This window comes from Nonomuraea sp. MG754425 (genome assembly GCF_021699195.1).
GTDB lineage: Bacteria > Actinomycetota > Actinomycetes > Streptosporangiales > Streptosporangiaceae > Nonomuraea.
Window position 1 is genome coordinate 19,504 of the sequence record NZ_SSXE01000084.1, and the last position, 19,310, is coordinate 38,813.

17 protein-coding genes are annotated in these 19,310 nt (G+C 70.4%); 9 read left to right on the forward strand and 8 right to left on the reverse strand.

Annotation, left to right across the window (positions count from 1 at the left end):
• Positions 1 to 16: 16 nt before the first annotated feature.
• Positions 17 to 889 carry a CHAP domain-containing protein gene (locus tag FAF44_RS27265; RefSeq protein ID WP_237106121.1) on the reverse strand — a complete coding sequence of 291 codons (873 nt, stop codon included), beginning with the start codon at positions 887 to 889 and terminating at the stop codon, positions 17 to 19.
• Between the two features lie 181 nt (positions 890 to 1,070).
• The gene (locus FAF44_RS27270) at positions 1,071 to 1,841 is read right to left on the reverse strand and encodes a PP2C family serine/threonine-protein phosphatase (RefSeq protein ID WP_237106122.1); all 771 of its coding nucleotides are present in this window, start codon (positions 1,839 to 1,841) and stop codon (positions 1,071 to 1,073) included.
• Between the two features lie 76 nt (positions 1,842 to 1,917).
• On the opposite strand from FAF44_RS27270, the gene FAF44_RS27275 reads away from it, so the two are divergent.
• The 8 genes from FAF44_RS27275 (at position 1,918) to FAF44_RS27310 (ending at position 12,516) form a co-directional block, all read left to right on the forward strand.
• Positions 1,918 to 3,729, forward strand: coding sequence for an N-6 DNA methylase (locus FAF44_RS27275; protein ID WP_237106123.1), 1,812 nt, complete (start codon positions 1,918 to 1,920; stop codon positions 3,727 to 3,729).
• Between the two features lie 40 nt (positions 3,730 to 3,769).
• Positions 3,770 to 4,681, forward strand: coding sequence for a serine/threonine-protein kinase (locus tag FAF44_RS27280; protein ID WP_237106124.1), 912 nt, complete (start codon positions 3,770 to 3,772; stop codon positions 4,679 to 4,681).
• A 127-nt stretch (positions 4,682 to 4,808) separates the two neighbouring features.
• Positions 4,809 to 6,110 carry an ABC transporter substrate-binding protein gene (locus tag FAF44_RS27285; protein WP_237106125.1) on the forward strand — a complete coding sequence of 434 codons (1,302 nt, stop codon included), beginning with the start codon at positions 4,809 to 4,811 and terminating at the stop codon, positions 6,108 to 6,110.
• The gene (locus FAF44_RS27290; protein WP_237106126.1) at positions 6,107 to 7,069 is read left to right on the forward strand and encodes a carbohydrate ABC transporter permease; all 963 of its coding nucleotides are present in this window, start codon (positions 6,107 to 6,109) and stop codon (positions 7,067 to 7,069) included. The genes FAF44_RS27285 and FAF44_RS27290 overlap by 4 nt, the downstream gene beginning before the upstream one ends.
• Entirely contained in the window at positions 7,066 to 7,869 is an 804-nt protein-coding gene (locus tag FAF44_RS27295; RefSeq protein WP_237106127.1) for a carbohydrate ABC transporter permease, read from the forward strand. Before FAF44_RS27290 ends, FAF44_RS27295 begins: the two co-directional genes overlap by 4 nt.
• A complete protein-coding gene (locus tag FAF44_RS27300) occupies positions 7,866 to 9,236 on the forward strand; it encodes a GH1 family beta-glucosidase (protein WP_237106128.1) in 1,371 nt (456 codons plus the stop codon). Before FAF44_RS27295 ends, FAF44_RS27300 begins: the two co-directional genes overlap by 4 nt.
• Positions 9,237 to 9,268: 32 nt before the next feature.
• Positions 9,269 to 10,264: a LacI family DNA-binding transcriptional regulator gene (locus FAF44_RS27305; RefSeq protein WP_237106129.1), complete on the forward strand. Its 996-nt coding sequence runs from the start codon at positions 9,269 to 9,271 to the stop codon at positions 10,262 to 10,264.
• 194 nt (positions 10,265 to 10,458) lie between these two features.
• On the forward strand, positions 10,459 to 12,516 hold the full coding sequence (locus FAF44_RS27310) for an NB-ARC domain-containing protein (RefSeq protein ID WP_237106130.1): 2,058 nt from the start codon (positions 10,459 to 10,461) through the stop codon (positions 12,514 to 12,516).
• 116 nt (positions 12,517 to 12,632) lie between these two features.
• Here the strand turns inward: FAF44_RS27310 and FAF44_RS27315 are convergent, their stop codons facing one another.
• The 5 genes from FAF44_RS27315 to FAF44_RS27335 are packed head-to-tail and all read right to left on the reverse strand — an operon-like array spanning position 12,633 to position 17,682.
• The gene (locus FAF44_RS27315; RefSeq protein WP_237106131.1) at positions 12,633 to 13,160 is read right to left on the reverse strand and encodes a carboxymuconolactone decarboxylase family protein; all 528 of its coding nucleotides are present in this window, start codon (positions 13,158 to 13,160) and stop codon (positions 12,633 to 12,635) included.
• A gap of 25 nt (positions 13,161 to 13,185) precedes the next feature.
• Positions 13,186 to 14,703 carry a glycoside hydrolase family 13 protein gene (locus FAF44_RS27320; RefSeq protein ID WP_237106132.1) on the reverse strand — a complete coding sequence of 506 codons (1,518 nt, stop codon included), beginning with the start codon at positions 14,701 to 14,703 and terminating at the stop codon, positions 13,186 to 13,188.
• Between the two features lie 3 nt (positions 14,704 to 14,706).
• Positions 14,707 to 15,639, reverse strand: a complete 933-nt coding sequence (locus FAF44_RS55945; RefSeq protein ID WP_237106133.1) for a carbohydrate ABC transporter permease — start codon at positions 15,637 to 15,639, stop codon at positions 14,707 to 14,709.
• The gene (locus FAF44_RS27330; protein ID WP_237106134.1) at positions 15,636 to 16,502 is read right to left on the reverse strand and encodes a carbohydrate ABC transporter permease; all 867 of its coding nucleotides are present in this window, start codon (positions 16,500 to 16,502) and stop codon (positions 15,636 to 15,638) included. Before FAF44_RS27330 ends, FAF44_RS55945 begins: the two co-directional genes overlap by 4 nt.
• A gap of 4 nt (positions 16,503 to 16,506) precedes the next feature.
• Positions 16,507 to 17,682 carry an extracellular solute-binding protein gene (locus FAF44_RS27335; RefSeq protein ID WP_237106135.1) on the reverse strand — a complete coding sequence of 392 codons (1,176 nt, stop codon included), beginning with the start codon at positions 17,680 to 17,682 and terminating at the stop codon, positions 16,507 to 16,509.
• On the opposite strand from FAF44_RS27335, the gene FAF44_RS55950 reads away from it, so the two are divergent.
• A complete protein-coding gene (locus tag FAF44_RS55950) occupies positions 17,669 to 17,869 on the forward strand; it encodes a hypothetical protein (RefSeq protein WP_237106136.1) in 201 nt (66 codons plus the stop codon). The genes FAF44_RS27335 and FAF44_RS55950 overlap by 14 nt on opposite strands.
• A gap of 185 nt (positions 17,870 to 18,054) precedes the next feature.
• Here the strand turns inward: FAF44_RS55950 and FAF44_RS27345 are convergent, their stop codons facing one another.
• Positions 18,055 to 19,044 carry a LacI family DNA-binding transcriptional regulator gene (locus FAF44_RS27345; protein ID WP_237106137.1) on the reverse strand — a complete coding sequence of 330 codons (990 nt, stop codon included), beginning with the start codon at positions 19,042 to 19,044 and terminating at the stop codon, positions 18,055 to 18,057.
• Positions 19,045 to 19,310 lie beyond the last annotated feature (266 nt).

Here is a 19,310-nt window from a genome sequence, read left to right on the forward strand (position 1 = left end):
GCGCGGCCGGGGCCGCTCAGCTCGCGTCGTAGGGCTTGCGCCGCTTCGGGGTGGGCTGCCGCCGGGGCGCCGGCGCGCCGGCGCCCGCAGGGACCCGCGTCTTGGCCGGACGGGGCGCCTGCGGCGCGGCCGGGGCCGGGCTCGGCCCGGACGGCGGCTGCTTCGGCTCGGGGCTCTCGGCGACGTCCCTGTCGGCCGACAAGGGATTCCGGGGCGAGGGGACCCGTGGCCCGGCCGGGGCGGCGGGCCTGCCGGTGCGCCACGGGAGCCAGGACGGGCGGCGCCGGGTGCCGCGGCGGCCGGTGAAGCGGAGCGAGAGCACGATCGTCAGCAGCACCATCGCGGCCAGCAGCGCGGACGGCGTGCCCAGGACGTCCAGCGGCGAGCCCTGGGCGGTGTGCGAGCGGGGCGGCGACACGAACGGCCGCTCGGTCGAGCGGATCTCGTCGAGGCGGTCCAGGTTCTCCTTGACCAGGCGCGGGATGCCGTAACCGACGACCTTGTCGGTCTCCCTGGTCTTCCGCTTCAGCCAGACCCGGTCGACGTTCGCCTCGATGGTGTGGATCTTCTTGCCCTCGACGCGTTCCACGACCCCGACGTGGTCGATGCCCTTGTAGCTCTTGCCGCCGCGCCAGTCGTAGAAGACCAGCGCGCCCGGTTCGGGTGTGCGGCTCCAGGCTTGCTGCTGGATGAACCAGGCCGCGTGGGAAGGCGTCCAGGCGAACTCGCCGACATAGTCGGAGAGGCCGGATTTGTTCGCGGCCCAGGCGAGGAACATGTCACACCATGGCGCGTCGCGGAACTGGGTGTCTTGGACGCGATCCGCGTACCAATGGCCGAACTTGGTGGACTGGCCGCTCTTCTCCTTGTAGCCAAGTTCCTGCCGCACCGTTTTCAGGAGTTTGTCCGCGATCGGGTCCAGGGCGACTCCTCCCAGAAAACCGACAAATCACGATGGACTTTAGTAGCGCCACCGCAGAATCGCGCGAATCATAGGAAAAGTGTCTTTCAGTGAGCCGAAACATCGGCTCTGTGGCTCCTGGGGCCGGTGTGACGGGACGGCACGATTGTCAGGCGCCGGCTCCCACGCGATAGACTCCCGCATCGCCCGTGCCGGGGCCGACCACGTCGGCCACGATCACGGTCACGTTGTCCGGCGAACCGCCCTCGTTCGCCAGGTCGATCAGCCTCTGGACGGCCGCCGCCGGGTCTGTCACCGTGGTCAGCACCTCGTGCAGCGTCTCGGGCCCGAGCACGGTCGTGAGCCCGTCGGAGCAGAGGAGGTAGCGGTCATCAGGCTCGGCTTCGCGCAGCGCCATGTCAGGCTCCGCCCTGCCCTCGCTGCCCAGCACCCGCAGCACCATCGAACGACGGGGATGCACGGCGGCTTGATCCTCCGTTATCCGGCCTTCGTCCACCATCGACTGCACAAGTGTGTGATCCTTGGTCATCTGATAGAGAGCACCATCGCGAAGCAGGTAGCCGCGGGAGTCACCCAGATGAGCCAGGGCGAACCGGTAGCCGTCCCACAGCATGGCGGTCACCGTGGTCCCCATCCCCCTGCGTGCGGGGTCGATGTCGGCCAGCTCGACCAGCCTGCGGGCCGCCTCGTGCACGGCGCCCTCCAAGGCCGCCTCCAGGTCGGCGCCCGTCTCGGGAAGCGTGGCGTCCAGCTCGCGCATGACGGCGATCGCCGCCGAGCTCGCCAGCTCGCCGGCCGCGTGCCCGCCCATCCCGTCAGCCACCACGAGCAACCGGCCACTCGCGTAGCCGGAATCCTCGTTCTGCTCCCGGCGGCGGCCCACATCTGATCCGGCGGCATAGCGGATGTTGTGCTTCATACCTAGCAGTAAATCATTGGTTGAAAGACTTCACAAGCAGATGCACTGAAGACTCTTGTGAACTACTGTGGGTTGCATGAGCCACGACCCGACCGTCAACGCCGGGGACATCGCCCGGCTCGCCGGTGTCGGGCGTGCCGCGGTGAGCAACTGGCGCCGTCGCCACGACGACTTCCCCCAGCCCACCGGCGGCACCGCCAACCAGCCGCTGTTCTCATTGCGGCAGGTCGAGTCCTGGCTGCGACGCTATGGGAAGTCCTACCAGGTCTCCCTGGGAGATCGGGTCTGGCAACGCATGAAAGCCGCGGGCGATTTGCGGCTGGGCGAGCTGGTGGCCCAGGCCGGAGCCCTGCTCGCCGACGGCGGGACGACCGCCGACGACCCTCCTGACGTCACTGTGGGTGACCCGGCGGGCGCGGCGGGCCTCGACGGGGAGCTCTCCGGCCTCATGCGGGAGCTGGGCGAGCAGCTCGGCCCGCTGAGCGCGTACGAGTTCCTCTGCGAGCGCTACCTCGAGGCCCACTCCCGGCAGCTCTCGGTCACCCGCGACGACGTCGCCGAGCTGATGGTCGGGCTGGTGAGCGCCGACGGCGCGACCGTGCTCGACCCGGCCTGCGGCGTCGGTACCCTGCTGCTGTCCCCCGAGGCCGACGGGCGGCGCGTCCTCGGTCAGGAGCTCAGCGAGACCTCGGCCGCCATCGCCGCCTCCAGGCTGCGGCTGCGCGGCGTCCGGGCCACGGTCGTGGCGGGCGACTCGATGCGCCACGACGGCTTCGCCGGCGAGCGGGCCGACGCGGTCGTGTGCGACCCCCCGTTCAACGAGCGCGCCTGGGGCTACGAGGAGCTGACCGGCGACCCGCGCTGGGAGTACGGCCTGCCGCCGCGCGGCGAGCCCGAGCTGGCCTGGGTGCAGCACTGCCTCACCCACGTCAGGCCGCGCGGCCTGGTCGCCATCCTCATGCCGCCGGCCGCCGCCAGCCGCAAGGCGGGCCGCCGCATCCGCGCCAACCTGCTGCGCGCGGGCGCGCTGCGGGCGGTCGTGGCGCTGCCCGGCTCCGACCTGTGGCTGCTGCGCCGTCCGGCGGCCGGTGAGCGCCCGCCGTCGGAGGTGCTGATCCTCGACGCCACCGGCGACCTGTCGGCGGTCGAGCCGGCCTGGCAGGCTTACCTGGAGGACCGTTCCGACCAGACCGTCCGCATCATCGACCTGCTGGCCGACGAGGTCGACATGACCCCGGCCCGGCACCAGCGGCGCGACGACGTCGGCCGGGCCTTCGCCGAGGCCCGCGACCGCTTCCTCGCGGCGGCGGCCGTGCCGCCCGACCTGAAGGTGCTGGAGCAGCCCCTCGACCAGCCCGCCACCACGCTGGGCGACCTGATCAAGGAGGGCCTGGTGAGCACGTCGCAGGCCCCGCCCAAGCTGTCCGCCGACGGCGGCGACGTGCCGGTGCTGACCTCCGACGACGTGCTCACCGGCGGTTCGCCGTCCGGCCGGACCACCATGCAGCAGGGGCTCGTGCCGGTCCAGCCCGGCGACGTGGTGGCCTCCTACTCGGCCGTACGGGTGGTGCCCGACGGCGGCGGCGGGGCCGTGCTGGGGCCGCACCTGACGCTGTACCGCGTCGACGCGCGCCGGCTCGACGCCGACTTCCTGGCGGGCTTCCTGCGGGCCGCGGGCGGGCGGGTGACGACCGGCTCCAGCAGGTTCGACGTGCGGCGTACCCGGCTGCCGCGGCTGTCGCTGAAGGAGCAGCGGGCCTACGGCGAGGCGTTCAGGCGGCTCGCCGTCCTCGAGGACGCCATCCGCGAGACCTCGTCCCTGGGGCAGACCTTGATCAGACTGGGTCTCGACGGCCTTGCGGACGGACACCTGCACCCCCAGTCCTGACGGTGTAGTTTTTTCCGGAAAGGCGGCGGGAGGGGGGTCAATGGTCATCGGCGACCGCTATGAGCTCGACGACCTACCCCTCGGGCAGGGCGGCATGGGAGCCGTCTACTCGGGCCACGACCGCCACCTCGACCGGCGGGTCGCGGTGAAGCTGCTGCGGCTGCCCAGCGGGCCCGACCAGGAGTTGGAGCGCAGGTTCATCCGCGAGGCGCGCATCCTGGCCAGGCTGGAGCATCCCGGCGCGCCCGTCCTGTACGACTCCGGCACCCACGAGCAGCGGCTCTACCAGGTGATGCAGTTCATCGAGGGGGTCACGGTGGCCGACCTCGTGCACGAGCACGGCCCGCTGCCGGTGCCGTGGGCGGCGGCGATCGCGGCGCAGGCGTGCGCGGTGCTGTCGGCGGCGCACTCGTTGTCGATCTGCCATCGCGACCTCAAACCGACCAACCTGATGCTCTGCCCCGACGGCAGCGTGAAGGTGCTCGACTTCGGGCTCGCCATGCTGCGGGAGTCGGAGGTCACGACGTTCACCCGGATCGGGCAGATTCTGGGCACTCCGGCGTACATGGCTCCCGAGCAGATCCAGCACGGCGTCGCCGAGCCGCGCAGCGACCTGTACGCGCTCGGGTGCGTGCTGCACGAGATGCTGAGCGGGCGGCAGCTCTTCACCGGGCCGACCGACTACGTGGTCTTCGAGAAGCAGGTCAAGGAGCGCCCGCCGGGCATTCCCGGGCTGCCCGAACCGCTGGGCGCGCTGCTGGCGCAACTGCTGGAGAAGAAGCCGGACGACCGGCCCGCCGACGCCGACGAGCTCTACGAGCGGCTCGACCCGTTCGCCGTCGGCCTGCCCATGTTGCCGGGTTTCCTGACCGGGGAGCCCAGCCCCGGCCGCATGTACGCCCGGATGGCCGGGCGCGCCCTCACCGGCCGTGCCCCGGCCGCCGAGCTCTGAACGCGCTCTCTCGGGTAACGGCGATCGTTACTTAACCTCCGTTGACAGCAGCATGTGAGCGCCGCGACTCTCGTGAGAGAGCGCTCTCTCATCACCCCCAGCAAAGCACGACCCAGGAGGGTTAACCATGGCCCCTCGCATGCGGCGGTTCGGCCTGCCCCTGCTCACCGCGTCCGTCCTCGCCCTGGCGACGGCGTGTGGTGGCGGAGGAGACGGCGCGGGAACCGCCAGCGAGTCGAGCGCGCAGCCCGCGGAGAAGATCAAGCTGACGGTCGGCCTGTTCGGTGACTTCGGCTTCAAGCCGCTCTACGCGGAATACCAGAAGACCCACCCGAACATCGAGATCGTCGAGAACGTCACCCAGTTCAACGACCACCACAGCAACCTGGTCAAGCGACTGGCCACCAACGCGGGCGCGGGCGACGTCGAGGCGGTCGAGGTGGGCTACATCAGCACGTTCACCGCCCAGCCGGCCAAGTTCACCGACCTCAAGCAGTACGGGCTCGACCAGCGCCAGGCCGACTACCTCGACTGGAAGTGGCAGCAGGGCCTGAGCAAGGACGGCGCGCAGGTCCTCGGCCTCGGCACCGACGTGGGCGGGCTGGCCATGTGTTACCGCAAGGACCTGTTCAAGAAGGCCGGGCTGCCGGACGGCCGCGACGAGGTGTCGGCGCTCTGGCCGACCTGGGAGCAGTACATCGAGACCGGCAAGAAGTTCGCCGCGGCGGACGTGGCCGGCGCCAAGTTCGTGGACTCCCCCGGTGAGATCTTCCGCGCCATGGTCAACCAGGCGCCCACCGGCCTGTACGACGCCCAGGACACCATCATCGTCGAGTCCAACCCCGACGTGAAGAAAGCCTGGGACCTGTCGAACCAGCTCACCGCCGACGGCCTGACCGCCAAGCTGGCCGCCTTCTCCCCGCCGTGGAACACCGGCTTCGCCAAGGGCTCGTTCGCCACGATCATCTGCCCGGCCTGGATGACCGGCTTCATCCAGGAGCAGGCCAAGGACTCGGCCGGCAAGTGGGACATCGCGTCGGTGCCCGGCGGCTCCGGCAACAGCGGCGGCTCCCACCTGATGGTGCCCAAGCAGAGCAAGCACCCGAAGGAGGCGGCCGAGCTGATCAACTTCCTCACCTCCAAGGAGAACCAGGCCAAGGTCTTCAAGGAGGAGGGCACCTTCCCGTCGATCCCCGCCCTGTACGACGACCCGTCGATCCAGAACTTCACCAAGCCGTTCTTCGGTGACGCCCCCATCGGCAAGATCTACTCCGAGGCCGCCAAGGCGCTCAAGCCGCAACATCTCGGCCCGAAGGAGGCCGACGTGCGCACGGCCATCGGCAACGGCCTCGGCCGCGTCGAGCAGGGCAAGCAGACGCCGGACGAGGCGTGGGCGCAGGTGCTCGAGGACGTCAAGAAGATCAAATGAGTTCCCTTCCCCTCGCGGTCACGCGACGGCGTAGGCGCAGCGTGCGGCACACCCTCGACGTGAGGGTGTCGCCGTACGCCTACGTGGCCCCGTTCTTCCTGCTGTTCTGCGCCTTCGGGCTGTTCCCGCTGGTCTACACGGCCTGGGTGAGCCTGCACGAGTGGACGCTGCTGTCCGACACCCAGGAGTTCATCGGTCTCGGCAACTACGCCACGCTGCTCGCCGACGGCTACTTCTGGAACGCCACGTTCAACACCCTGTCCATCGGCGTGCTGTCGACCGTGCCGCAGCTCGCGCTGGCCATCTGGCTGGCGCACCTGCTCAACCGGCGGCTGCGGTTCCAGACGCTGTTCCGGATCGCGCTGCTGCTGCCGAACGTCACGAGCGTGGTGGCGGTGGTGGTGATCTTCAGCCAGCTCTTCGGCCGGGACTTCGGCATGATCAACTGGATCCTGGGCTGGTTCGGGGCGGGCCACGTCGACTGGGCGGCGGGCACGGCCACCTCGCACATCGCGCTGTCCGTGATGATCATGTGGCGCTGGACCGGCTACAACGCGCTGATCTTCCTGGCCGCCATGCAGGCGGTCCCGCGCGAGCTGTACGAGGCCGCCACCATCGACGGCGCGGCCAACTTCACCCAGCTCCGCAAGATCACCATCCCCATGATCCGCCCGACGATCATCTTCGTGGTCATCGTCTCCACGATCGGGGCCATGCAGATCATCGCCGAGCCCATGCTGTTCGGGCAGAGCAGCGGCGGCGGGGGCGGCATCGCCACGGGCGGCCCCGACCGGCAGTTCCAGACCCTGGCGCTGTTCGTCTACGAGAACGGCTTCGCGAACTCGACGCTCGACTTCGGCTACGCCTCGGCGGCGTCCTGGCTGATGTTCGTGGCCGTGGTGGTCGTGGCCGGGATCAACTTCCTGATCACCCGCAGGGTGCGCGGAGGACTGGTATGAGGCTGCGTTACCTGACCCTGACCGCGGTGGCCTTCTTCTCCGCCTTCCCGCTGTACTACAGCGTCGTGGTGGCCTCCAGGCACAACTCCGCGCTGGCCGAGGTGCCGCCGCCGCTGATCCCGGGCGGGAACTTCTTCGCCAACGTCGCCCGCGTCTTCGACACCGTGCCCTTCGGGCTGGCGCTGGCCAACTCGTTCATCGTGTCCGGGTCGATCGCCGTCGCGGTGATGTTCTTCTCGACGCTGGCCGGGTTCGCCTTCGCCAAGCTGAAGTTCCGGGGCCGGAACGTGATGTTGCTGATCACCGTCGCGACCATGATGGTCCCGGCGCAGCTCGGCATCATCCCGCTCTACATGCTCATGGTGAAGCTGGAGTGGACCGGCACCAACTACGCGCTGATCGTGCCCGCGCTGGTCAACGCGTTCGGCGTGTTCTTCATGACGCAGTACCTCTCGCGCGCGCTGCCCACGGAACTGCTGGAGGCCGGGCGGGTGGACGGCTGCTCGACCTGGGGGCTGTTCTGGCACGTCGTGCTGCCGGCCGCGCGGCCCGCGGCGGCGGTGCTGGGCATGCTGACGTTCATGTCGGCCTGGAACGACTACTTCTGGCCGCTGGTCGTGCTCACCCCGGACAACCCGACCGTCCAGGTGGCGCTGTCGACCCTGGCCAGCGGATACGTCAACGACTACGTGCTCGGCCTGGCCGGCACCGCGATCGGGACCCTGCCGCTCGTGGCCGTCTTCGCCCTGTTCGGCAAGCAAATCATCGGTGGAATCATGCAAGGAGCTGTTAAGGGATGATCTTTCCCGAGGACTTCGTCTGGGGCGCCGCGACGGCCTCCTACCAGATCGAGGGGGCGGTCAAGGAGGACGGGCGAGGCCAGTCGATCTGGGACACCTTCTCCCACACCCCCGGGAACGTGGCCGACGGCGACACCGGCGACGTGGCCTGCGACCACTATCACCGCTACCGGGACGACATCGGGCTGATGCGCGAGTTGCGGCTGGCGGCCTACCGGTTCTCGGTGGCCTGGCCGCGCATCCAGCCGGACGGCGAGGGCTCGGTCAACCCGCGCGGCCTGGCGTTCTACGACAAACTCGTAGATGAACTACTAGCCGCCGAAATTTCGCCGTACGTCACTCTGTATCACTGGGATCTTCCCCAGGCCCTCGAAGACCGCGGCGGCTGGACGAACCGCGACACCGCGTACCGGTTCGCCGACTACGCCGCCGCCGTCCACGACCGGCTCGGCGACCGCGTCACCGACTGGGCCACGCTCAACGAGCCCTGGGTCGCCGCCTTCCTCGGCTACGGCAACGGCGTGCACGCGCCCGGCCGCCGCCGCCCGTCCGACGCCATGCGCTCCGCGCACCACCTGCTGCTCGGCCACGGGCTCGCGGCCCGGCGGCTGCGCGAGGCCGGCGCGCAGAGCATCATGCTGGTCGTCAACTCCTCCCCCGTGCTCACCCCCGCCCAGGTCAACGACCCGTCGGCGGTGCCGAGCGAGGCGGACGCGGCCGTGGCGCACCGCATCCACACGCTGCTGACCAGGCAGTTCCTCGACCCGGCCGTGTACGGCACCTACCCGGCGGAGGTGCTGGAGGCGGCGGCCCGCAACGGCGGCACCGGGCACATCCAGGACGGCGACCTGGAACTCATCAACGCCCCGATCGACCTGATCGGCGTCAACTACTACAACCCGTGCGTGGTCGAGTCGGGACCGGGGCTGCCGGCCGACGCCGCGTGGCCGGGCTCGGAGGACGTCAGGTTCGCCGCGGCGGACGCCCCGACCACCGCGATGGGCTGGCCGATCGTCCCCGACGGGTTGTCGCGGCTGCTCGTCCGGCTCTCGCGGGACTACCCCCGGGTCGGCCTCATGGTCACCGAGAACGGCGCGGCCTTCGACGACGTGGTGGCGGACGGCCGGGTGCACGACGACCAGCGGGTCGCCTACCTCGACGGCCACCTGCGCGAGGTGCACCGCGCCATCAAGGCGGGCGCGGACCTGCGGGGTTACCTGGTGTGGTCGCTGCTGGACAACTTCGAGTGGGCCGAGGGCTACCGGCGGCGCTTCGGCATCGTGCACGTGGACTACTCGACCCTGGAGCGGGTGCCCAAGGACAGCGCGCTGTGGTACCGGGACGTGATCGGCAGGAACGGCCTGTAGATTCTTTCCGTGCTCTCCCACCTGGTGCAGACATGAGACGCCCGACCCTTGAGGCGGTCGCCGCCCGTGCGGGTGTTTCGCGCGCCACCGCCTCCCGCGTGGTCAACGGCCAGACGACGGTCGCGCCGCACATCCGCGACGCCGTGCTGCGCGCGATCGACGAGCTGGGTTACGTGCCCAACTCCGCCGCGCGCAGCCTCGTCACCCAGCGCACCGACTCGGTCGCCCTGGTCGTGAGCGAGCCGGGCACGCGGGTCTTCTCCGAGGACCCGCTGTTCTCCACGGCGATCAGGTCGGCGCTGGTCGAGCTGGAGGCGATCAACAAGCAGGTCGTGCTGATGCTGGCGTCCTCGCCGAAGAGTCACGCCAGAGTGGAGCGATACATCTCGGGCGGTCACGTCGACGGCGTGATGCTGTTGTCCATGCACGGCGCCGACCCGCTGCCGTCCGCGCTGTCGCGGCTGCGCGTCCCGGTGGTCTCGTACGGGCGGCCGGCGGTGCCGGTGGACATCCCGTTCGTGGACAACGACAACGTAGGCGGGGCCGAGGCCGGGGTGCGGCACCTGGTGGAGACGGGCCGGCGCAGGATCGCCACGATCGCCGGCCCGCAGGACATGATCGCCGGCCAGGACCGGCTGGCGGGCTACCGCAACGTGCTGCGCGACTCCGACCGCCGCTCGATCGTCGCGGTGGGCGACTTCACCCGCGAGTCGGGGGCCATCGCGATGCGCCAGCTCCTCGGCGACGACCCGGCGCTCGACGCCGTGTTCGTGGCCAACGACCTGATGGCGGTCGGCGCGTTGCAGTCGCTGCGCCAGGCGGGGCGGCGGGTGCCCGACGACGTGGCGGTGGTGGGGTTCGACGACATCGAGGCGGCCAAGTACACCGAGCCGCCGCTGACGACACTCCGGCACCCGATGGCCGAGCAGGCGGCGGCCATGGTGCGGCTGCTGCTCAACCTGTTCGAGGGCGGCCCGACCGACCCGATCATCCTGCCCACGGAGCTGGTGGTCAGAGAGTCGGCCTAAGCCCGGGTCGGGATCGCGCGGGCGGTCGCGCCGAATACCGTCTGCACACGAACGGTTGCGAGATCGAGTGGTATCCGCTTGTCTGAACGGGCTGGCGGGTTTTGACTGCTGATCATGCCGAATGGGTGACACGTGTGACGGGTCGTACGGGACGAGGCTGGGCGGCGGGCCGCCTCCCCCCTGAGGTGAACCGGTTGATCGCCCGGGATGAGGAGCTGATCGAGCTACGGCTGCTGCGCAGGCACGAGCGGCTGGTGACGATCACCGGGGTGGCCGGCGTGGGCAAGACCCGGCTGGCGCTGCGGGCCGCCGGCGAGTGGGAGCACCTCTTCGCCGACGGGGCCTGGTGGGTGCCGCTGTCGCCGCTGGTCGAGCCGGGCGCGCTGCCGTACGCGATCGCCGACGCGCTGCCGCTGGCCGACCAGTCCAGCCGCGAGCCGCTCCGGGTGCTCACCGACTACCTGGCCGACCGCGAGGTGCTGCTCGTGCTGGACACGTGCGAGCACCTGATCGACTACTGCGCGCTGGTGGTGCGCGAGCTGCTGGACCGCGCGCCCGGCCTGTGCGTGCTGGCCACCAGCCGGCGTCGGCTCGGCCTCGACGACGAGCACGTGCTGACCCTGGAGCCGCTGCCGGTGCCCAAGGAGGGCAGCCTGGAGCAGACGGAGGCGGTGACGTTGCTGGCCGACCGCGCGGCGGCGGCGCGTCCCGGCTTCACCCTGAACGACGGCAACCTCCAGGACGTCATAAGGATCTGCCGCCACCTGGAAGGGCTGCCGCTGGCCATCGAACTGGCCGCCGCCCGGCTGCGGGAGGTCAGGACGAGCGAGCTGGCCGACCGGCTCACCGACCGGCTGTCCGTGCTCGGCGACCTCGACCAGGTCGGCCGCCGGGCCGAGCCGCCCTGGCACCAGGCGTTGCGGACGGCCATCGGGTGGAGCCACCAGCTCTGCTCCCCCGGCGAGCGGCTGCTGTGGGCCCGCGTGTCGGTGTTCGCCTGCTCGTTCACCGCCGAGGCCGCCGTCAGCGTGTGCGCCGACGACCTGCTCCCGGCCGCCGAGATCCCCGGGCTGCTGGCGGGGCTGGCCGACAAGTCGATCCTGACCTGGGAGCCGACGGGCGGCGGCGAGCGCTACCGGGTGCTGGACACCATCAGGGAGTACGGCGCGTTCTGGCTGGGCCAGCTCGGCGAGCAGGACGAGCTGCGCCGCCGCCACCGCGACCACTACCGCGCCCTGGCCAGGACGGGCGAGGCCGCCTGGTACGGCCCCGACCAGTACACCTGGTACGACCGGACCGTGGCCGAGCAGGCGAACCTGCGGGCCGCCCTGGAGCACAGCCTGGCCGAGCCGGCCGGCCACGCGGCGCTGGAGCTGGCCGGGGACCTGTGGTTCTACTGGTACAACTGCGGGTTCGTCAGGGAGGGGCGGCGCTACCTGCAGCGGGCGCTGGAGGCCGACACCGTCCCGAGCCGGGCCCGTACCAAGGCGCTGTGGGTCTGCGGGCTGATCGCCATGGCGGAGGGGGACGCCGAGGCCGCGGCGGCGCTGGCGACGGAGTGCACGAGCCGGGCCGAGGCCGAGGGCGACGCCGGCGCGCTGGCCGCGGGGCGGGCGGTGCTCACGGCCGCCGCCGTGATCAGCGGCGATCACGACCGCGTCACGGCCCTGGCCGAGCGCCTGCGCGGGCTCGCGCCCGGACCCACCCTGGCCTACCTGCTGAGCAGCCTGTCCACCAGCCTCAGCCATGTGGTGACCTGCCGGCTCGATGACGGGGTGACGATGCTGGAACAGGTGCGCAGCACGTGCGACCGGCACGGTGAGCGCACGATGCGGGCCTACGGCGACGTCGTGCGCAGCGAGGTCGAGCTGGCCCGCGGCCATCCCACCGCCGCGCAGACGTTCGGGCAGGCCGCGCTGGTGGTCAAGCAGCGGATGCACGACAGCCTCGGGCTCGCCATCACGGTGGACCTGCTCGCCCGTGCCGCGGTCGGCACGGGTCAGGCCGAGCGGGCGGCGTACCTGCTGGGGCTGGCCCAGCAGATCTGGGACACCATCGGCCGGCCGCGTCTCGGCCTGCCCTGGTGGGTGAGCGCCCGCCGCCTGGCCGAGGAGCAGACCGGCCAGGCGCTCGGCGACCGGCGCTACCGCAGCGTCTACCAGGCCGGTTACCGGGCCGACCTGGACACCGGCATCGTGTTCGCGCTCAGCGTCGCGGGCGCGCCACCGGCCGAGTCCGCCACCGCCTGGTGACCACCCGCCGCCGCGTGGCGGCCGGTCGGCGTCGCGTGGCGGGGGACCGGTACCGAGCCGGCGGGCCGGTGTCGTGTGGTGACCGCCCGGCCGTCACGTGGCGGCGGGCGGTGTGGTCAGACTCGGAAGACGCGGAGCTGGAGGGCGAGCGTGGTGTAGTAGCCGACCAGCGTGGTCAGCTCGAACAGCTCCCGCTCCCCCAGCTCCGCGTACTCCCCGTCGTCCAGGTCGCCCTTCGTCACCAGCGCGCGGGCCACGGCGAGCACCGCCGCCTCGTACGGGTCGCTGAGGGCCGGCGGCCCGTCTCCGCGCAGCGCCCCGAGCTGGTCCTCGGTGAAGCCCAGCTCGCGGGCGATCGGCTCGTGGGCCGCCCGTTCGAACGCGCTGTCGTGGTGCCCGGCCACCACCAGGATGGCCAGTTCCCGCGCCCGGTCGGTGAGCACGGAGCGGTAGCGGATGGCCGCCCCCAGCGCCTGGAGCGGGTCGCCGACGGGCGGGCTGAGGAGCATCGCGTTGAACGGCCCCGTGAGCCCGCCCTCGCCGTCCACCATGAACCGGCCGCGGGGGCCCTCGGTGATCCTGTCGTACAGTTCCCGGGCCTCCGGGGCCAGCTCGTGCGGGGGCGTCCTGCGCAGTCGTGCCATTCCGTGATCGTACGCGCCGGTCCGCTCAGCCCTCCGGGGAGAGCCAGGCGGTGACGTCGGACGGCAGCAGGCCGTCCTCGATCGGGGCGCTGGCCAGCAGCAGTTCACCGGCGGGCAGCGGCACGGGGTCGGCGCCCAGGTTCGTGACGCAGATCAGGCCCGAGTCGCGGCTGAAGGCCAGGACCTGCGTGCCCAGCGACAGCCAGTTCAGCGTCCCGTCCCCGAGCAGTTCCCGGCGCAGGCGCAGGCCCGTGCGGTAGAGGTTCAGCATCGAGCCCAGGTCCGTACGCTGCGCCTCGGCCGTCAGCTTGTGCCAGCCCTCCGGCTGCGGCAGCCACGGCGTGCCCGCGCCGAAGCCGAACGGCGGCTCCTCGCCCGACCACGGCAGCGGGATGCGGCAGCCGTCGCGGCCGGGGTTCGTGCCGCCCGAGCGGGCGTACATCGGGTCCTGGCGGACCTCGTCCAGCAGGTCCTCCACCTCCGGCAGCCCCAACTCCTCGCCCTGGTAGACGTAGACGGAGCCGGGCAGCGCCATCGCCAGCAGCGCGGCGGCGCGGGCCCTGCGGTAGCCGAGCTCCAGGTCCGACGGGGTGCCGTGCAGGCGGCCCCCGTGCTCGAACGTGGTGTCGGCGCGGCCGTACCGGGTGACCGGCCGGGTCACGTCGTGGTTGGACAGCACCCACGTCGGCGGGGCGCCGATGGGGGTGTGCGTGCTCAGCGTCAGGTCGATGGACCTGCGCAGGTCGGCCGGGTCCCAGGCGCAGGCCAGGAAGTCGAAGTTGAAGGCCGTGTGCAGCTCGTCGGGGTGCAGGTAGCGGGCGAAACGCTCCTGATCGGGGAGCCAGACCTCCCCGATCAGAACGCGCTCGCCGTACTCGTCGGCCACCTCGCGCCACCGACGGTAGACGTCGTGGACCGCGTCGAGGTCTTCGTACGCGGTGTCGGACTTGATCAGCAGCGCCGCGGAGTCGATGCGCACGCCGTCCACGCCCCGGTCGAACCAGAAGCGCAGCACGTCCTCGAACTCCTGGTGGACCTCCGGGTTGTTCCAGTTGAAGTCCGGCTGTTCCGGGGCGAACAGGTGCAGGTACCACTGCCCGTCGGGCACCTGGGTCCAGGCCGGGCCGCCGAAGATGGACTGCCAGTCGTTCAGGGGCTCGTCGGCGAACCAGAACCGGTCGCGGGCCGCCGGGTTCTCCAGCGCCTCCTTGAACCAGGCGCTCTCGGTGGAGCTGTGGTTCGGGACGACGTCGATGATGACCTTGACGCCGAGCCCGTGCGCCTCCTCGATGAACCGCTCCGCCTCGTCCAGCGTGCCGAAGACCGGCTCGATGCCGCGGTAGTCGGCCACGTCGTAGCCGCCGTCGGCCATCGGCGACGGATACCACGGGTTGAGCCAGATGGCGTCGATCCCGAGATCCTTCAGATACGGCAGGCGGGAGCGCAGGCCGGCGAGGTCGCCGGCGCCGTCGCCGTTCCCGTCGGCGAAACTACGCAGGTAGACCTGGTAGATCGCGGCCCCCCGCCACCACGTTTGCGACATGCGCTATCCCTTAATGCTTCCGGCGGTGAGACCCGCCATGATGTGCCGTTGGAAGATGAAGAAAACGATGATCATGGGGATGCTGGTGATCAGCAGGCCGCCCATGACCTGGTTCTGGGTGACGGCGCCGGCCGTCTGCGACAGGCCCACGCTGATCGTCATCCGGTCGCTGTCGGTCATGACGAGCAGCGGCCAGACGAAGTCCTTGAACGAGGTGACGATCGTGAAGATCGACACCACGCCCAGGATGGGCCTGGAGATGGGCAGGACCACCGAGCGCAGGATGCGCGCCGGACCGGCCCCGTCGATCTGCGCCGCCTCGATCAGTTCACGGGGAATCGAGTCGAAGAAGCGTTTGAGCAGGAAGATGTTGAACCCGTTGGCCGCCGCGGGCAGCCACAGCGCCCACGCGTTGTTGAGCAGGCCGAGGTCCACGACCGTCACGTACAGCGGGATGAGCACGACCATCGCCGGGATCATCAGCGTGGCCAGCATCATGCCCAGGATGAGGCCGCCGAACATCGGCCGCAGCTTCGACAGCGCGTACGCCGCCGACACGTCCACGGCCATGCACACGACCCACCCGCCCAGCGAGTAGTAGGCGGTGTTCACCAGCAGCGTGCCGATGTCGAACAGGTCCCACGCCTCGAAGAACGCGTCCGGCGACGGGTCGGCCGGGACGAGCGTCGGCGGCATCTGCGCCAGCTCCTCCGGCGTCTTGAGCGCGCCGGTGACCATCCAGTAGAGCGGGAAGACGAACGCCAGCGTGAACACCACGAGGACGGTGACGAGCACGAGCCAGTAGATCCGCCGGCCCCACCTGCTGTTGAGCTGGTGCGGCGAGACGATCGTGCGGAACTGCACCTCGATCGGCCGCGGCGACCGCTTCCTGCCCCGCTTGCGCCCGGTGGCCGCCCGGGCTCCGACGGAGATCACGCCTTGTCCTCCCTCGTCAGCCGGAGCTGGAAGGCCGCGAAGACGAGCAGCACGATCATGAGCATCATGCCGAGCGCCCCGGCCGAGCCGTAGTCCTGGAGTGTGAACGCGTTCTGGAACATCAGGTACGCGACCGTCACCGTGGCGTTCTCCGGCCCGCCGCCGGTGAGCATGTACGGCTCGATGAACACCTGCATGGTCGCCACGATCTGCAACATCAGCATGAGCAGCAGGATCAGCCTCGTCTGCGGGATCGTGACGTGCCTGATCCGTTTGAAGATGCCGGCCCCGTCCAGCTCCGCCGCCTCGTACAGCTCCGGCGGGATGTTCTGCAGCGCCGCCAGGTAGATGAGCGTCGCGCTGCCCATGTTCATCCAGGTCGAGACGATGACCAGGGAGAGCAGGGCGGTGGAGGAGCTGTCCAGCCAGGCCAGCGGCGGCAGGCCGAAGAAGTCGAGCACCTGGTTGAACAGCCCGGGCCCCGGATCGTAGAACCACCTGAACAGCAGCACCGCCACGATCGGCGGCAGCATGACCGGCAGGTAGACCACGAACCGCAGGTAGGCCCGGGCGTGGCGCAACTCGTTCAGCACGAGCGCGACGACGAACGGCACGGCATAGCCGCACAACAGCGCGAGGAAGGTGAACTCCAGCGTGTTCAGCCACGCCTGGCCGAAGGCCGGGTCCAGGAACGCCGTCCTGAAGTTGTCCAGGCCGACCCAGACCGGCTCGTTGATCAGGTCGGTCTTCTGGAAGCTCAGGATGAACTCCCTGACCATCGGATACCAGGCGAACACCGTGAAGCAGGCCAGCGCCGCGCACAAGAACCCGTAGGCCGTCAGATTGCGCCTCAGAATCTGCATAGGGTCAGCCCTTGGCCGCCAGCACCGAGTTGGCCTTCGTCTCGGCGTCCGTGAGGAGTTGGTCGATGCTCGCGTCCTTGCGGCTCAGCACACCGGACATGGCCACGTCGAGGATGGCGTACAGCTCCTGGGCGTACGGCGGTTCGGCCTTCGGCGGGACCGTGCCGGCCGCCTGCGCGTAGGAGTCGTAGTTGGCGACCGGCAGCGAGGCGTTCTTCACCCGGTCGGCCTGGATGGCCTGGCCGGTGGGCGAGTCGCCGAAGACGGCGTTGTCCGGGACGCCGACGGGGTTGCCGATGCTCTTGCCGCGGGCGAAGTCGAAGCGGCCCTTGCCGACGGTGTTGAAGCGGAAGTCGATCCACGCCAGCGCCGCCTTCGCCTCCTCGGGCGTCGCCTTCGGGTTGATCATGAAGGCTTCGCCGCCGCTCAGCGACGCCTTGGCCTCGGGGAAGCCGGTGATGCCGTAGTCGGCGACGTTGCCCTTGAACTTGGTGACCACGTCGGTGACCACGTCGGGCGCGCCGAGCATCATGCCGACCTTGCCGCTGCCCATGGCGACCATGAGCGACTCCCAGCCGACCAGGAGCTTGGTGCCCATGCTGTCGTCCACCCAGCGCATGTCGTGCAGGGTCTGCAGCACGGCCTTGCCCTCGGCCGAGTTGAACGCGGCCTGCTTGTTGTCGGGGGTCAGGATGTCGCCGCCGCGGCCGTAGAGGGCCTGGGTGAAGTGCCAGCCGCCGGTGTTGCCGCCGGAGTACTCGCCGTAGCCGACGAAGCCGGCGCCGAGCCCGGCGATCTTCTTGGCCGCCTCGCGGACCTCGGCCCACGTCTTCGGCGGGTTCTCCGGGTCCAGCCCGGCCTTGGTGAACAGGGCGCGGTTGTAGACCAGGCCGACGCTGTAGTGCACGTTCGGGACGCCGTAGACCTTGCCGTCCTTGGTGACCAGTTCCTTGTGGTCGGGGCGGAGGTCGTTCCAGTTCTTGATCTCGCTCGTGTACGACGTGATGTCGAGGGCCTGGCCCTTGGTGATCACGTCGGCGTAGTTCGTCACGGGCACCACGAAAGCGGTCTCCATCTGGCCACCCGCCAGCTTGGGACCGAACGTCTTGGGGTCGAAGCACGGCTGCTGGTCCGTGCTCTTGACCGTCACGCCGGGGTGTTCCTTCGTGAACGTGGCCACGTCGTCGTCCCAGGCCTGCCGTTCCTTCGGCGCGGACTTGGCCGGCTGGCACGCGACCGTGATCGACACGGGCGGCGCGCTGCCCGCCGCGCTGGGGGTGGCCGGCTCGCTGCCCGATCCGCAGGCCGCGGTCGACAGGGCTAGCGCGGATACGAGCAAGAGTCCGGTGGATCTCTGCATGGTCTGACCCTTCTGAATGCGAGGTGCCCACACCATAGGATCCGCGACGTATGTGCGCAATATTTCGACTTCATATTGCAAGATAACGACTGAGTTACGCCGGGCGTCGGGACGTCCCGGCCCACACGAAAGCTGCGCGCCGCGAGCGTCGCGACGCGCAGGAAGCACCAGGCGGGACGGGCCGCCCCGGGGTCAGTCGCGAGCGCGCGCCGTGGAGGCGCGCACGACCAGCTCGGGCTCGAAGAGCAGTTCGTCGGCCGGCACCACGGCCTTGTCGATCTGCGCCACCAGCAGGTCGACCGCGGCCCGCCCCATCGCGTCGATGGGCTGGCGGACCGTGGTCAAGGGCGGCTCGGTGCAGTTCATCAGGGCCGAGTCGTCGAAGCCGATGACCGAGATGTCCGCCGGGACGGCCAGGCCGGCGCGGCGGGCGGCGCGCACGGTGCCGAGGGCGAGCAGGTCGCTGGCGCAGATGACGCCCTTGACGCCCCGCCGGACCAGGCGGGCGGCCGCGGCGTGCCCGCCCTCCAGGGAGAACATCGTGTGCTCGACCAGCTCCGGGTCGCCGCCGGCGGCCTGGAAGGTCTCCAGCTTGCGCCGGGAGGGCATGTGGTCCTTGGGGCCGAGCACCATGCCGATGCGCTCGTGGCCGAGCGCGCGCAGGTGCGCGATGGCCATCTCGGCCGCCACCACGTCGTCGCACGACACCTGCGGGAAGTCGAGGTGCCGGACGGCGGCGTTGACCAGGACGGTGGGCAGCTTGCGCTCGTGCAGCAGTTCGTAGTGGCCGTGGGAGGCGTCGGCCTGGGCGTACAGGCCGCCGGCGAAGACGACGCCGCTGACCTGCTGCTGGAGCAGGAGATCGACGTAGTCGGCCTCGGAGACGCCCCCGACCGTGCGGGTGCACAGCACGGAGGTGAAACCCTGCTGGGCCAGGGCGCCGCCGACCACTTCCGCGAAGGCGGGGAAGATCGGGTTCTGCAGTTCGGGCAGCACGAGGCCGACCAGCCGGGCGCGGTCGCCGCGCAGTTGGGTGGGGCGCTCGTACCCGAGCACGTCGAGCGCCGTCAGCACGGCCTCGCGGGTCGCGTCGGACACCCCGGGCTTGCCGTTGAGCACGCGGCTCACGGTCGCCTCGCTCACTCCGACCTTCTTGGCCACCTCTGCGAGTCGTCGCGTCATGCGCAAACTATACGGCCTTCCACGCAAGCGCTTGCAACGGCTTACGTAGATCGGACGTCGCGGCTTGCACCGCGCCCACGGCGGGCTTCCTGCCGCGGCACGCGCTCTGACCAGCAGGAGCAGGCCGCACCGGACGTTCAGAGTCAGTCAGATGTTTGCGAAATGAAGTCGAAATATTGCGGCGATCTGCTCGACATCTTATGGTCTGGCCAACCCCCATATGCGAAGGGCCACCCCCATGAGAGCACTGTTAGCCGCCCTTACGT